Annotated in this window: 5 protein-coding genes and 1 pseudogene; 2 read left to right on the top strand and 4 right to left on the bottom strand. The window is 67.6% G+C overall.

The annotated features are described in order from the left end of the window. Positions 1-78: 78 nt before the first annotated feature. Positions 79-1698 carry a diguanylate cyclase gene (locus ACIBSW_RS29555; protein ID WP_354724466.1) on the top strand — a complete coding sequence of 540 codons (1620 nt, stop codon included), beginning with the start codon at positions 79-81 and terminating at the stop codon, positions 1696-1698. Positions 1699-1729: 31 nt separating this feature from the next. Here the strand turns inward: ACIBSW_RS29555 and ACIBSW_RS29550 are convergent, their stop codons facing one another. From ACIBSW_RS29550 to ACIBSW_RS29540, 3 genes are all read right to left on the bottom strand, one after another. Continuing rightward, on the bottom strand, positions 1730-2239 hold the full coding sequence (locus ACIBSW_RS29550) for a hypothetical protein (protein WP_354724464.1): 510 nt from the start codon (positions 2237-2239) through the stop codon (positions 1730-1732). 189 nt (positions 2240-2428) lie between these two features. Then, positions 2429-3016: a DUF4240 domain-containing protein gene (locus ACIBSW_RS29545; RefSeq protein WP_354724462.1), complete on the bottom strand. Its 588-nt coding sequence runs from the start codon at positions 3014-3016 to the stop codon at positions 2429-2431. Next, complete coding sequence (locus ACIBSW_RS29540; RefSeq protein WP_354724460.1) at positions 3010-9927, bottom strand: polymorphic toxin-type HINT domain-containing protein; 6918 nt, start codon at positions 9925-9927, stop codon at positions 3010-3012. The genes ACIBSW_RS29545 and ACIBSW_RS29540 overlap by 7 nt, the downstream gene beginning before the upstream one ends. Before the next feature lie 575 nt (positions 9928-10502). Here ACIBSW_RS29540 and ACIBSW_RS29535 point away from each other — a divergent pair. Beyond that, positions 10503-15296: a LamG domain-containing protein gene (locus tag ACIBSW_RS29535; RefSeq protein ID WP_354724458.1), complete on the top strand. Its 4794-nt coding sequence runs from the start codon at positions 10503-10505 to the stop codon at positions 15294-15296. A 41-nt stretch (positions 15297-15337) separates the two neighbouring features. On the opposite strand, the pseudogene ACIBSW_RS29530 reads toward ACIBSW_RS29535, so the two are convergent. Beyond that, positions 15338-15835: pseudogene (locus tag ACIBSW_RS29530) on the bottom strand (ankyrin repeat domain-containing protein); the annotation flags it as partial. Between the last annotated feature and the right edge of the window lie 229 nt (positions 15836-16064).

The raw sequence follows: 16064 nt of genomic DNA, 5'->3' as shown, positions 1-16064 counted from the left end.
CAAACCCTCCGCTTCTGCTCACCCGGGTTTCCGCCCTGCCGATGAGCCTCATGGCAGTTCGAGTGGGGAGGCGGCGGCGTGGCAACGTTTGTGCTGTCTCTGCTGTTCCTCGCGGCCGCGGGCGTCGCGGCGGCCGTCTCTGTCACCGGCTGGCGACGCCGCCACATTGCGCCCGGCTACGGCGCGATGGCGGTCCTCGGGGCCGGCATCACCCAGTGGGCGGTCGCGGACGCCGCGTCCATGCAGTTCCGCGACCCCGACATCGTGCTGGCGTTTCTCGGCGTCGCCTTCATCGGGGTGTGCACCGTCGTCGCCAGCTGGCACTGCTTCTCGTACACGACCATCGACCGGACCTGGCGGCTGACCCGGCGGACCATCACTTGGCTGGCCATCGAGCCGGCGCTCTGCCTGCTGGCGGTCGCGACGAACCCCTGGCACCACCAGTTCTTCGTCGGCGCCGAGCCGACCGGGTTCGACGGCGGGTACGTGGCGATCTTCGGTCCGCTCTTCTGGCTGCACACCGCGTACTGCTACGTGCTGCTGGGCATCGCCCTGATCCGGGTCATCCGGGGTTGGGCACGCGGAACGTCGCGATACCGCGGCTACCTGATCGCCATCGTCATCTCGATGCCGTCAGCCATCGCCAACGCGATAGTGCTGTCGCTGCACGGCAAGGTCATCGACCTGACCGTCCTCGGCTTCGCCGTCAGCACGCCGATCATGTACGTGATGATGACCCGTTTCTCGCTGCCCGGTCTGGCCCCGGTCGCCCACGAGCGGGTCTTCGAGAAGATCGGCGACGCGGTCGTCGTCGTGGACGCGGGCGGTCGGGTGCTCTCCCTCAATCCGTCCGCGGATCGCCTGCTGCGCTCACTGCTGCCGGATGCGCCGAGCACCTACATCGGCGCCACACTCCGCGTGCTGCTCGGCACGGACCTGGGCATCAAGCTCGTCCCCGACACCGACGTCGATCACACGATTCAGAATGTCGCCGGCTCCGGGCGCGACCTCGAAGTCCGCGTGTCCGCGCTCAACGACCGCGCCGGCCGCAGCATCGGCTGGGCACTCGTCGCCCGGGACATCACCGAGCGGAGCCGACAGCGCCGCGAGCTCGAGCGCGTCAACAACCAGCTTCGCGAGCAGTTGCGGACGATCGAACTGCTTCGCGCGGACCTCGCCGAGCAGGCGATCCGCGACCATCTGACCGGCCTGCACAACCGGCGCTACCTCATGAACGCCCTCGCCGCCGCGGTCGAGCACGCCTCGAACGACGGCACGCCGCTGGCCCTCGCGCTGGTCGACCTCGACCACTTCAAGCGCGTCAACGACCAGTACGGCCACGCCGCCGGCGACGCCGTCCTGGTGGAACTGGCCCGAACGCTGAGCCGCGCCCTCGGCGACGGCGAGGTCGTGGCGCGACACGGCGGCGAGGAGTTCGTCCTCCTCCTGCCCGGAGCCACGGCGGCGGAGGCGGTGGCCCGGCTGGACGCGCTACGCCAGGCGGTGCGCGACCACGCGCTGATCTTCGGCGGCGCGACGATCGTCACGACTTTCAGCGCCGGCGTGACCGTGTACACCGGGCTGGAGTCCCCCGCCACCCTGCTGCAGGCCGCGGACGACGCCCTGTACGCCGCCAAACAGGGCGGACGGGACCGCGTGGTCCTGGCCACCGCCGCCCTACCCGCCCACCTGGCCTGAGCCGCCCGCTCGCCCGATCAGCTCAGCCCGGTCAGCTCAGCCCGGTCAGGAAGGTCGTCAGCACCGGCGACAGCACCGGAACCTGCTGCTGCAGGGGCGTGGTGTCATCCCACGACTCGGCGACGTCTCTGCCCGCGAGCAGTTGCGCGACAGCAATCGCGTTCCCCGTCCGCGCCTTGGCCAGCACCGACCACGTGCCCTGGTCATACACCATGAAAGCGGCGTCACCGACCTGCGGCACATCGACGACGTCGACCCAGCCCATTCCGCCGGCCGCCTCGCGCTCCGTCAGATACTCCTGCTCGACGCGCGTCGCGCCGCTCGCTCCCCGGTCGATCGTCATCCGGAGGGTGAGCAGCGGCTGGCCCGCCGGCGCCACGTAGTCACAGCGGGTCTCGTAGCGTTCGGCGTCATCGGCGTGATCCGCCGCGAACGGCTTACCCCGCGCCGGCAAGCCGTAGGGCGGATCGACCAGCTCGGGACACTCCGCAGCGAAGCTGTTCCACGTGACCGCCGACCGAGCCGGCGAAGGTGCCGTCACAGGGGTCACCGCCCCGGCGCCCCCACAGCCCGCTGCGAGTGCCAAGAGCGCGAGCAAAGGTCCAGGCAACCACGCCCGCACCCGACCGACCGACACTGCCACCGCGACCCCCCGAATTCCAATAATGAGCACCATTCCGACGGCAAACTTTGAATCGACATCCTCATTCAGTCGCAAGGCAGCTTCATCCTAGAGCGACCAGCGCATAGCGCTAAGCGTCGGCAACCGAAGATGCACAGCAGAATCGACGCCGTAGTCCGCAGGAAATGACTCCTTCAGGTAGGCCGGGATCTGCTCATCAAGCACGGCCGGGCGGTCGACCGACTCCGCGACAGCCGGTCCAAGCTTCGCAAGAATCTCGTCAAAAGCATCACCGGCGAGCGCGCCAAGCGATGCGAAGTGGGGATAGTCCGCATCGGCCCAGGATCGTGGAAGGCGAAGGATCCGCGCTATTTCAGGTATTGACGCGAGCGAGTCCGGGTCTCGCAGAACCTCTCGACACACCTGACCGCCCTGAGCTACTACCCACAATCTGAAGTCGGCAAACATGTCACCCGAGCACGGCAGCTCATGAATAATGTCGGCCGCCTCCCATAACCTCCAATTCAACAAGTCATCCATACAATCGAGAAGCTCGCGTTGAAATCGCGCCACCCGCGGTATCGGTAAGTCTGACAACTTAGCCAGAAGGGGTTCCGTCATTTCTTGTTCGCTTCGATTAGTATTTGGAATTGAATCAATGAGCGCCCACAGCGCCGATCGCTCAGACGTCAGCACCCCGGGCCTCCCCTGTATCCGTGATTCCGAATAATATCGAGCGGATCCTCACCTACACTCTTGCTTCCAGCATACTGCTCGAGGTTGTATCGGCCGGGAGCTCTGGCAACCAGGTCACTCTCGACTGCGTGAGCTTCCTCCTTCGAGTCGAAGTTCCGAAGTACCGTGGTTTGAATTCCCCGTTCCTTGAGGTACTTCTGCTTGTAACGCGAATAGTTGCCCGTTGTGTTAGTCCATACGCCCCACTTCAGGAACTCGCCAGTGCGCTGGTCAAATTGTGCATACAGAGCGGTTTGACCTCGCTGCGGAATAGGGCCATCCGTGTTCGGCCAGGAATAAATTCCATTATCGTTATGAACGAGGACCGGCGTGGTGCCAGCGAGCACATAGTAGGTGTGTAGATCGCTGACCGAGAGATTGAGCATGAAGTTGCTACCGGGGACCGGCCTGCGGTCTAGCACGGTGACCGTGCCGGCTTCCGTGGTGCTCAGTCGGTGGCCGGGTTGGAGGTCGCCCGCGAGGACCCACCGAGCCAGCGTCTCGTCCCAGAACGGGTGTTCGGCGGTGGTGTGCAGGATCTCGGGGTCGCCGGACGCCCGCGCGATCTCCACGTCGACGAGGTCGACGTCGAGATTGTTGTAAAGGTCGGTGACTTTCTTGGCTGTTCTGGCGCCGGTCTCCGGGTCCGCGGCCAGGACCAGGTCGCCGACCTGGACGTCGCGGATCGGTTTGGTGGTGCCGTCGGCCATGAGGACCAACGTGGCTGGATCGAAGCTGTTGTGGGTGCCATAGCTGACAACACAGGCTCTGAGTGCCTGCTCCGCCTCGCGGTTCTTACCGCTGAGCGCCAAGCGGACGAGTCGAACCACCGTCAGAGATCCGCCGCCGACGATCGACTCGAATATGGCGTCACCCACGACGGGGTTGAGTGTGCTCCCGAGCGAAGGTCCGCCGGCCATGCCGCCGATGCCGTAGTCCTGCCGGCAGGCGACGGACTCGCCGCAGTGAATAGAAGCGGCGATACGCCAGGGGACCCCGCCGCGCTTCAGGTCCTGAAGATAGGCCGCGCACATAGCCGGATCCATGCGGCAGAATCCGCCGATCTCCGTGCGGCTGTCCGGGTTGGAGTCCGACATGATCTGGATCATGGCGGCGCGAATTCGTTCGGTCTTCTGGTAGTTGTCGTGATCGCAGGTGGTGGCCGAGTTGCAGCCGGCCTTCGAGCCGTTGTTGCCGCTGCCGCCGCGGCCGCCTCCCTTCCCGGTCGTGCCTCCGCCGTTACCGTCCACTCGCTGGTGCTGCTCGCACGAGTTCGCGCTGCCGCAGGCACCGGGGTTCGAGACGTGCGTCGGCGTGTCGGGGTATCCGCAGCCGCCGCCACCACCGGGGCACGGGTCCGTACCGGTGGGGTCGCTCAGGGTCACCGGGCTGTTGTTGGCGTAGGCGTACGCGTTCCACTGCTGCGGATCGGCGAGGTCCTGGATCGGGTCGACCGAGATGAACCGGCCCAGAGCGGGGTCATAGTCCCGCGCGCCGAGGTGCGTCAGGCCGGTCGGATCGATGTCGCCGCCGACGAAGCCCTTGTTGGTCGGCCAGGTCGGGTTGGCGCCGCGGGCTTCGCCGTACGGGTTCTGCCGGCGGATGCTGACCTGCTGGCCGGCGGCATTGACCGAGACCTGCTGCGTGCCTTGGTGATCGCTGAAGAGCCAGGTGAGAGCCGGTTGCCCGGTGCTGCGTGAGGCGACGGTCGAGCCGGCGAAGCCGTAGAAGCGGGTGCAGGAAAGCGTCGCGGTGCTGCCCGAGACAGTCCTGCGGATCTCCTGGCCGGGCAGGTAGAGAGTGGTGCCGCCGGCGTCGCGGCGGATGAGCCGGGAACCGCCGGCGTCGTAGAGGTTGGTGGTGGTCTTGCCGCCCTCTACGACGGTGGAGAGGCGACCCTCGGCATCCCAGTTCAGCACCTGACCGTTGGTCGCGCCGGGCCGGGTCGTCATGTTGCCGGCGTTGTCGTAGCCGTAGGAGACCGTGGTGCCCGTGCTCTGCCCGGGCTGGGTCGTCGTCATCGACGTGACCGCGTGCGGACGGATCACGTTGGGACCGGCGGTCGGCACGGCGTAGTTGCGGACGGTGTCTCCGGCCGCCGCGTGTGAGACCTCCTTGGTGCGGTTGCCGATCTTGTCGATCGTCCAGTCGTACCAGTAGGGCGCGGGGCCGCCGAGGTTGCTCGTCGTGGGCGCGGTCGCGCACGAGATCCCACTCTTGGGGGTCCACGCCGAGTTCAGCCGCTGAAGTGCGTCGTATCCGAAGCACTGTGTGTCGGCCGCACCCACCTGCGGGTTGTCGCTGACGGACAGAATGTTCCCGGCGGGATCGTATTCATAGGCTCGGTCGACGACCGTGCCCGTCGCGGTCTCCGGCTTGACCCTCACCTGGTGGACCCGGCGGGTGTCCAGCTCGTAGGTGGTGGACTGCTCGGCGTAGAGGCCGCCGGCGATCTTCAGCTGCGTGACCGTCGGTTCGCCGTAGCTGGAGTACAGCTGCTTTGTCACGTACGAGCCGACGCTCGACCAGGCCGATGTCATGCTCGTCGGCAGACCGTAGGTCGTGTCGAACTTCGTGGTGACCGATTCGTCCACCAGGCCGCCGGCCGCCGGATAGCCGATCGTCGCGGCTTCTCCGGTGTACGGCGAATAACCGTGGCTGTAGATGTAGGTACCGGCCAGCCCGGTCTCCGCCGCCGGAATGACGTACTGGTCGCCGCTGACCTGGTATCGCGTGGTGAAGCCGCGCGCCTGCCACTTGTAGGCGTTGCCGTTGTCGTAACGGATTGACTCGGTCAGTTGCCCCTTGACCGTCACCCCGGTGAACAACCGGTCGTACTTGAGCTCGGTCCTCCTGTTGGCGGTGGTCACGGCGTCGTCGTAGACGCCGGTCTGCCGGCCCAGCCCGTCATAGGAGTAGACGAGGACCTCGCCGCGCGCGTCGATCGTCTTGGTCAGGTCGCCGGCGTCGTTGTACTCGGACTTCGTCGTGCCCTTGTCAGGGTCGGAGGCCTCGGTCTCCCGGCCGCGCAGGTCGTAGGTGTACTTCCACTCGTCGCCCGCCGAGTCTCTGACGACGGCGAGCTTCTCCTTGGCGTCGTAGAAGTACTTCGTCGCGTCGTAGGCGCCGTTGATCCCGGACGCCGTGGTGTACTGCCGCGCCTCGACCGTGCGACCGAGGATGTCCGTCAGCATGGTCGTGGGCGTGCCGCCCTGCGGCGGGACCACCGTGGTGCGGTCCCCCTGGTATGTGGTCCTCGTCCGCCACTTCTCGACCAGGTTGGTGACGCCGTCGCCGGATTTGAAGATCTTGTCGGTGGCCCGGCCCGCCCGGTCGTAGAGGGTCAGCTCCTGGGCCGGGACCGACCACTCCGGCTCCCACCACAGCGTGCCGGAGGGATCTCCCGGCTCCGCGTGCGCCGAGAAGGTCAACTCGGTACGCCCGTATGAGTCGTAGAGCGTGTCGGACACGATCCGGCCGCCGCCGACGGCGACCTTCTGCGTCTGGCGCGGGCGCAGCATGCCGTCGTAGATCTGGTAGGTGACGGTCGTGCCCCCGCCGGAGTTGAGCGCCTCCGTCTTGACGTACGGGTACGAGGTGCGCTGCGGGCTGTAGTAGTAGGTGAACGCCGTCGACGGCCGATCGGGGTGCTCCGACCGGGGCCAGCCGGTTTCCCAGACCTTGGTGGTGCGACCGAGAGCGTCGTACGTTCCCTCGGCCGTCCTTCCGTTGAGATCCGTGACCTTGCCCGGCACACCCCAGTAAGGGTGGATCTCCTCAGTCGTGACCCAGCCCTGCTGCGTCGTCTGGGTGCGCTTGTTCAGCAGACCGTTCTCCGGCGTATACACCGTCGTCGTGGTGTTCGCGCGGACCAGGTCCGTGCCGGTCGCCTGGCGCCCGAACGCGTCGAAGGTGGCCGAGGTGAGTGGGAGCCACTCCGTTCCACCCGACGGCGTCCAGGACTTGAGCGTGTCCACCTGGGTCGCCCGTCCCTTACTCGGAACGGTGTCGACGCTGGTCGCACCGTCATAGAAGGTCCGGGTATCGGAGATGATGACATCCTTGCCGGCCGGCGCGGTGTCGCAGGGCAGCGCCTTCACCGTCACCTGCTTGACCAGGGTGAGGATGTTCTTCGCGATGTTGCGGTTGTACGACGTGCTCGTGCACTTCTCGTCGCCGGACTTGGAGACGTCACCGTGGTCCTGAACCGAGTTCGCGACCCCGTATGCATCGTCGAGGGTGCTGGTCTGGCCGCTCACGCGCCATCCGTCGGAACCGTCCGTGCCCAGCGCGGTGCCCTGGTATGTGGTCTTCAGGCCGGTGAACCGCGCGGTCACCGTGTCTCCGTTGACCGTCCGCGATGCGGTCGGCGTGGACCGCCACGGCACGTTGACCGTCTTGCTGACCGGCTTGTCGTCGGTGCCGTTGTAGACGGTCTCCTCGCGGGCCATGCCGGCGAACTCGTCCTCGTCGTTGACCGTCTCGGCACCCAGCGATGCCGGCACGACGACCGACCGTTTACCGCCCGCCGGGGCCTCGCGGTCGCCGTGCATCCCCCGCAGGAACTTGGTCCGCGTCAGCGTCGGGTTGCTGTCACCGACGCGCACCGAGACGCCGGCATAGCCACGGAACTGATTCCAGGTCCGGTACTTCGCCTTGCTCAGCCCGTCGTCATCGGAGTAATGCCAGGCCGGCGTCCCCTCGTACGTGTAGTAGGTGTTGATCGTCGGAGCCTGATGGCCGTCTTCGAGCTGCACGTCGGTCTGCGACACCTGCCGCACGACATACTTGTGCCACCACTCGGTGACGTCCCCTCCCGAGGTGCTGAGCGGATCCGGCCCGATCACGGGATAGCAGAGCTTGGTGTTGGTCTCCGGGGATGCCGGCAGGTTCGTCGCCGTGCACTCCGGGTTCGAGTACGTGACCTGGATGAGTGCGCCGGTCTCGGTGTGGATGCCCGACAGCCGCTGCCAGTTGTTCGTCGTGTTGTGCTTGGTCAGCACCCGATTGGTCTTCGCCACCGGATCGAGGGTGACCGGCGGCATGGTGACCGTGCCACCGACGTGGCCGGTGCGCACGATCGAGTCCAGCCACAGGCCACCAGGCTCACCATCACCTGGCGAGGGGAAGCTGTGCGACAGGGTGTAGGAATCGACATCCTGCCAGTCCGGCGTGGCCTTGGTGGCGTCCCAGACCCGGGTACGGATCTTGCTCAGCCGTTTGGTCGACCAGAACGACGGCGAATAGTTGGAGCACGTAGTGGCGGTGGACTTGCACTCCTGGTCCCACGGGGTGTCCGGCCACGTGGTCCCCGAGTGCGTCGCACAGTCCGCGTTGCAGCGGTCCGCGGTATCGAAGAACACCTGCGCGAGCGGCGCCACGGACCGGTCCGTGCTGCCCCGGTCCCAGGTGCCGTAGTCGACTCGGCTCAGCGTGCCGCCGCGGACGTAGGAGACCGTCTTGCTCTCGGTGGCCTCGGCACCGTACTTGTTCGTCTCCTTGTCATAGAAGAGCGAGAGGGTGTTGCCGTTGACGTCGATGGCGTAGTCGAGATTCCAGCGCCACGCCTGCGTCTCGCGCGAGCTCGCGAACGTCGTGCCGTGACCGGGCTCGCCGGCATGGTTGCCGTAGACCGGGACGGTCCAGGCGGAGTTCGTGGCAGTGCCCTGACCCGTCAGGTTGTTGAGCCCGAAGAAGTACTGGGTGCCGTCGTTCGAGGTCACCCTCCAGTGCTCGCCGTTCTCGTCGCCGTTGGTGGCGCCGGTCAGCTTGACGATCTCGGAGCCGTCCTCGGAACGGGCATGCCAGCCCTTGCCGCTCTCATAGATGAGTTCGGTGCTGCTGCCGCCCAGTGACATGGTGGCGTTGTCGGAACGCCAGCACAGGTCGGCCGTCTGCGCCGGATTGTTGGGCGAACCCGACTTGTCCTCGCTGCACGCCACATAGCGGCGCTCGATGAAGCCCGGCGAATACTCGAACCCCTCGCCAACCCACGACGGCTGGTTGTTCGTGGCTGCCGAACGACCATCCACACTCGACGACGAGTAGGACAGGGAGACGACCGGCGCCGGGCCGTTGATCGCGGGCGGCACCCGCACCGGGTACGACCAGGAGAAGCCGCCCGTCGAACCGCCCGCGGACCAGGTCGAGGACGCCGCCAGCGGGGTCGCTCCGAAGTCACCGGCCGAGCCCGACTCGTCGGCGGCCAGCGCCACCAGCGTGCTCGCCTTACCTGGTGCCGCGGCAGCGGTCGCGCTCGGCGCCGCGGCGGCGACCGCGACGTCGGCCGTCACCGTGCCGCTGGAGGTGTCATTGCTCGACGGCAGCGCCGTGGCGGTACAGCCGGCCTTTTCCGGGGTGGTCAGGGCGCACTCCGGGAGCCGCCACAGGCGCAGCCGGGATGCCCAGCCACCGCCGTACGCGTATCGGAACTTCGCGTAGTCGACAGCGACCGAAGCGGTGCCGGTGTCCGTGGCCGACACCCGCGCGACCACGCCGGCCCGCCACCGCTGCGGAACGGACCGCCGGTCGACGACCTCGGCCCTGACGTCGGCGGCCGGGGCCGCCGGCGATGCGGCCGCGGCACTGCCCGTGCGCTTCTTCAACGAGGACCGAATGGCGGTACCGGCCGCCGGCCACACCGGCGCCGGCACGACGGCGTCCGAGGGCTTACGCACCGGCCAGCCGCGACCGGCCACCTCACCGCCGTCGCGATCGAGCTTCTCGACCTGCCCGGCCAGGTGCGTCGGCTTCACCGGATCCGCCAGGGCGGGCGGGACCACCAGGAACGATCCGGTCAGGGTGAGCACGGATACGGAGGCCAGAGCCAGCCGCAACCGGGTGGCGAACGCCAGCCCTCTCTTTGCGAACATGGCTCAGAACTCCGTAACGGTGTGGTGAGCGGCGACCTGTGCGTCGGTCGGCGCGCCCGGACGGACGTGGATGTCGTCGACGACCGGCGCTCGCAGCGATGGCGCGGCTGCCCAGGTCGTCGTGAAGTCGAAATGCCTACGGTGGGCACGAACCCACGCAACAGCGTCCACCATGAATATCCCCCGTACATGTGAACCGGCGAGCGCATCGTAGGGGCATCGACAACTTCCTGTAAACAAGATCACCAAATTGCTACGCAGGGCGATCTCGGGTGGGCGGAGATCAAGGGGCAGCGGTCCTATCTCGACAGTGCGTACAGTGGCACTCCCGGTGACCAAGCTGCTTGATCAAAAACTCGGGGGATGGCATGTTGTCGACCACGGTCTCGCCTTGATCGACAAATCCCTACCGCCGGTCGCGAGTCCAGCCACCCGTTTCGTGATCATGGAGATTTGTGTTGGCCATACGCCTGTCAGCAAGCCGCCGTCTCACCGCCGCGTGTACCGCGGCGGTGAGCGCCTCGGCCCTCATCCTTTCGCCACCGACACCCGCCATAGCCAAGCCGGCACCGACTGTGCCGGCAGCGTCTTCCGCGCCGACCGAGGGCGCAGCCGCGAAGGCCGCCGCCCGGTCCGGCAAGCGCGTCGAGGCGCTCTCCAAGCGCACAGAGTTCACCCAGGTGTTCGCCGAGCCGGACGGCCGGCTGGTCTACGAGGCGTCGGCGGTTCCGCAGCGCGTCCGGCACGCCGACGGCACCTGGTCCGACATCGACCTGACGCTGGCCAAGAGCGCGGACGGGCTGCTGCGTCCGGCGGTTTCCGCGGCCGACGTGCGGTTCTCCGCCGGCGGTAAGGATCCGCTGGTCACGCTGGTGCAGGACGGCAAGTCCATGACGTTGGGCTGGCCGCTGGCCAGCCTGCCGGCGCCGGCCCTTTCGGCGGATTCGGCGACGTATGCGGAGGTGCTGCCGGGTGTCGATCTGGTGGTGCGGGCGACCCATACCGGCTTCACGCATGTCCTGGTGGTGAAGAACGCGGCCGCGGCCGCGAATCCCGCCGTGCGTACGGTGAATTTTGATCTGGGCGGCGACGCCACCACGATGACTCTGCCGGATGGTTCGCTGCGGGCGACGGTCGGCGCCCAGGTCCTGGCGACCGCGGCGGCGCCGCAGGCGTGGGATTCCACGACGGCGACCGCCGCCAAGATCGCGGCAGACAAGGCCGCGCCGGCCATCGCGGCCGAGGAACTGAGGTCCAGCCACGAAGGCCCCGGCGACGCCGCCAAGATCGCGCCGATGGATGTGGAGGTGACCGGCAAGCACCGCCTGGTGCTGCGCCCCGACCCCAAGCTCCTCGCCGCGACCGCGAAGTTCCCGGTCTTCATCGACCCCGAGTGGAGCACCGGCAAGACCCGCTGGGCCTACGCCACGAACAACAACTCGAACAACACCGACACCTCGAGGGCCCGCGTCGGTGCCGACCCGGACAGCAGCAAGATCTACCGGTCCTTCTTCGAGTTCCCGACCACGGCGATCAAGGGCAAGCACGTCGAGTCGGCGTACGTGAAGATGAATCTCGACCACAGCTACTCGTGCACCAAAACCCCGACTTACATGTACCAGGGCGGCTCCATCGCCACCCCGCGGACGTCGTGGAGCACGTCGCTCGGTCAGTACCTGACGTCGACCTCGTCGAACGCCAACGAGGGCTCGGGCTGCAGCGACTCGCCGCAGCCCAACATGCTCGTCAATTTCACCGGATCGGCCGTGACCAGCCTCGTCCACGGCATCGCCCGCAAGGGCGGCGCGAGCGTCACCTTCGCCTTCGCCGGCCGCGCGTCCGATGGTTCCGGGGAGTCCGGCGATTCCCGGTGGAAGAAGTTCTTCCCGGCGGACGCGAGGCTGATCACGGTGGTCGACGCGGTGCCCGGCAAGCCGGGCGGTCTGCAGGTAAACGGCGTCGGCTGCAGCTCGACCCTGGCCATCGGCACCACCACGCCGTACTTCTCCGCGAGCTTCCCGGACGCCGACGACACCCAGGCGCTGAAGGCGACCTGGCAGCTGTACAAGGCGCCGTCCGGCGGCGCGCTGACGGCGATCTCCGCGCCGGCCCCCACCTCGGTGCCGGCCGGCAAACGCAGCCAGAGCGCCAGGACAAGCACACTGACCAACAACACCCGATATGCGTTCCGCGCCTACAGCACCGATCCGGCGCCGTACAACATAGACAGCGTCCCCTCCGAATACTGCTACTTCACCGTAGACACCTCGGTGCCGAACATCAGCGTCACCAAGGTGACAGCGGACGCGGACACCCGGCCGGGCAAGCCGGTCACCTTCACGCTGTCGTCCACGTCCGCCGACGTGACCAAGTTCAACTACGGCTGGACCGACGCGGCGACGTCGTCGGTCACCCCGACGACATCGGGCAGCACGAAGACCGCGACGGTCACCCTGACCACGCCGAAATACGGCATCAACCAGCTGTGGGCGCAGGCCGTCGACAGCACTCTCAACAAGGGATACGCGTCGACGGAGTTCACCGCGCTGCGGCCGTCCCCGGCCGTCGCACACTGGGCCTTGCAGAGCGGGGGCCCGGTCGACCCGACCGCCGCAATACTCGACCAGCAGCCCAAGCCCATGGGCGACAACCGGCTCACCATCACAGGCACCGAGTGGCGGGACAAGGGCCGGGTGGTCGGCGCGGAGAACCTGGCGTTCACCGGCAACGGCGAGGTCACCACCCCGAACTTCCTGAACACCACCACGAGCTACTCGGTTGCCGCCTGGGCCAGGCTGGAAGACCTGGCCGGCTTCGCCACGATCATCTCCCAGGACGGCAACGGCACCGCCAACTTCCAACTGCAGTACCGGCCGGACGACGTGAACAGCGACGGCGTACCCGACAAGTCCTGGTGTTTCGGCATCCGGCCGACGGACACCTCGGCGACGTCGAACTTCACCTACACCTGCTTCGTCAACAGCGCGGTCGCCAACCGGTGGACGCACGTGGCCGGCACATATGACGCGGCGACCAAGCAGATCAGCATCTGGGTCGACGGCGTGCAGCGGGCGTCCGCCGCGGCACCCACCACCGTCTGGGCCTCCACCGGCCCGCTGCGCATCGGTAACCGCAAGTACTCGACCACCCAGTACAACGAGGCGCTCCGCGGCAGCGTCGCGGACGTGCAGATCTTCGACCGGGCGCTGGTCGCCAACGACTTCACCGGCAAGCAGGCCTCCGACGAGGACTCCGGCGGCGTCGACGAGCCGGGTATCCTGGCACCGACACACGTGGGTAAATGGGACTTCGAGTCGATGATCCCGTGTTACGAGGCCTCCAACGAGACCGGCTCATGCGACGCGCCCGACGTCGGCACCGGTTGGCGTCAGCGGATCAACCTCACCCCAGGCGCCAGCCCCGGCGCCGGCGTCTTCAGTAACGGTCTGAGCCTGGATAAAACGCATTGGACTGGGGAACCGAGCGATCCGCACTTCCAGGAGATCACTCAGGAACGCGGCATCGTCCAGCGCAACACCGGGAACCCCGACAGCTGGCAGGACAGCCCGGTGCTGAAGACCGACCAGTCGTTTAGCGTCTCGGTCTGGGTGCAGCCGGCCAAGCTGACCAGCACGATGACCGCGGTCGCCCAGAAGGGCACCCACCAGTCGCCGTTCTACCTCCAGACCCGGGAGTCAACGGTCGACGGCGTCACCGGCATGCGGTTCGAGGTCATGACGGTCAGCGCCGACCAGGCCGACACCGAGGTGTACAACCACCTAATCGCTCCGCGGGTGCTCACCGAGAACGACACCAAGGAATGGTTCAACCTGGTCTTCGTCTATAACGCGGCGAGCAGCAACCAGCTGCGGCTCTACGTGAACGGCTCATTGGAGGCGAGCGGCCCCGGCCTGCTGTGGAACGCCACCGGCCCGATGAGTGTCGGCGGCGCATGGTGGTCGGCCGACCCGGGCAACGGCAACTGGACCGACCAGTGGTTCGGCGGCATCGACGAGCTCGACGTCTACCAGGGCGCGTTCACCGGCGGCGGGGTTCAGGTCAAGCTGACCGAGGACGAGCAGGTTGAGCGCACTCCGCCGGTGGGGGCGTGGAACTTCGCCGAGGGCGCCGGAACCGCCACGGCGGACAGCAGCCCGGCAGAGGCAAACCCGGCGACGCTGACCAACGTCGGGTGGGGCGCCGGCCGGCTGGCCGGGACCAGCGCGGGCACCTTCAACGGAACCAGCAGTTTCGGCATCACCCCGCTCAAGCTGGACACCAGCAAGAGCTTCACGGTGGCGTCCTGGGCTCGGTTGACCGACAAGTCGGCGGACCGGACCATCGTCACCCGCGACGCCAGCGGGTCCGCCTCGCTGTACTTCCAATACCAGAAGTCCACCGACCGCTGGATCGCCCAGATGCCGACGGCCACCTCCGGCACGGTCACCTGGAACGACGTCCGGTCGGTCAAGCCGCCGAAACTCGGCAAGTGGACCCATCTGGCGACCGTCTACAACAGCAGGCTCAAAACCCTGACCCTGTACGTGGACGGCGTGGTCAACGGAACCACCCGCAACGTCGACACGTTCAACGATGCCAACGGCGCCACCTGGATCGGCCGCAGCGGTGGCACCTGGTTCGCCGGTGACCTCGCCGAGGTGGCCATGTGGGACCGGGTCGTGACGGCCGGCGAGATCGGCGATCTGGCCGGCCCGACCACCATCGCGGACTGGGCGTTCGACGAGACGACCGGCACCGTCGCCGGGGACAGCGGGCAGCGGGGCAACCTGGGCACGCTGACCGGCGGGATCACCCGGACGACCCCGGGCTCCGCGGCCACCGACCCCGGTGCGCTGCGCTTCAACGGCACCGATGCCTTCGTCACCGCGGGCAAGCCGCTGCTGCGCACCGACCAGTCGTTCACCGTCGCGGCGTGGCTGCGGGTGACAGACAACACCCACTTCCAGACTGCGGTCAGCCAGGACGGCTTGCACTCGTCCGCCTTCCAGCTGCAATGGGGCTACAACTGCAAGTGCTGGGAGTTCGCCATGCCGAACGCCGACACGGTCAACCCGGGTCAGGTGTCCGTCATGGAGCCCGCCACCGCCGCGTTGAACACCTGGACCCACGTGGCCGGCGTGTACGACGCGGCGGCCGGCACCGCGACGCTCTACGTCGACGGTAAGCAGGCGGCCACCCTGGCCGCGCCCGCCACGCCGTGGCACGCGGTCGGCCCGCTGACCGTCGGCCGGACCCGCTGGAACGACGGCAACTCCGACTGGTTCACCGGCGACATCGACGATGTCCAGGTCTACCAGGGCGTTCTCCCTGGCGCGGGCATCCTGGCCCTGGCCAAGCCGTTCGCGTAGGCACCACCCCGGCCCGGCGGCGGCGCCCCCTCACGAGGGTGTCACCGCCGGGCCCGCCCGAGCCCGGACCACCAACGGTCCGGGCTCGACGCGTTGGCAGGGTGGTTGAGGCCGAGCTCCACGAGTCCCTGCCGTACCGTGGCCAGCTCTGTCCTGGTCAGCTCGATGCGATGCCACGACGCCGTGGGCGACTCGGCCGTTTCACCAGTGAGCCTCTGGGCGACTGTTTGGTCACCGCGCCGAGCGACGAGGATGAGAGCTGGGGTGCCATCGGAGCGCCGCGCGTTCGGATCAGCGCCGTGGCTGAGCAGCATGCGGATCGTGCCGGGTGACGCCGATCCCAGCACCGCCTGGACGATCGGGATCTCCTCGCCCGGTGCGGTCTCGGCACCGAGCGCGCCACGATCGACGAGTAGCCGGATGACCTCGAGGTGGCCCTCGCTCACCGCCGACATCAGCGGCGACTGATACCGCGGCTTCCTCGCCCGTAGCGATGCCCCCGCGTCCACCAGCAACCGGGCAATCTCCATCCGCCCGGTACTCGCCGCCTCAGTGGAACGGCTGGCAACGGCGTCGGGCGGCGCCGTCTGCGAGCGCTTGCGCCACGGCTACCGGATCGCCAGCCCGGACGGCCGCAACGAGCAGCGCATCACGATCCATGCCGACGACCCCATGGGATTCGTATCGGCAGACGTGTTCCAGACGCGGTACGCGGTCCCTCTGGCAGAACGTTCACGGAGGAAGAAGCCCGCGGTCAACGTGCTTCAT

It is taken from the genome of Actinoplanes sp. NPDC049668 (assembly GCF_044465445.1).
Lineage (GTDB): Bacteria > Actinomycetota > Actinomycetes > Mycobacteriales > Micromonosporaceae > Actinoplanes.
This window is presented reverse-complemented; position numbering and strand designations above follow the sequence as displayed.

What these genes read in the sequence shown, in the direction of transcription:
- ACIBSW_RS29540 (WP_354724460.1), bottom strand. Translation starts at nt 9,927, where the DNA reads ATGTTCGCAAAGAGAGGGCTGGCGTTCGCCACCCGGTTGCGGCTGGCT.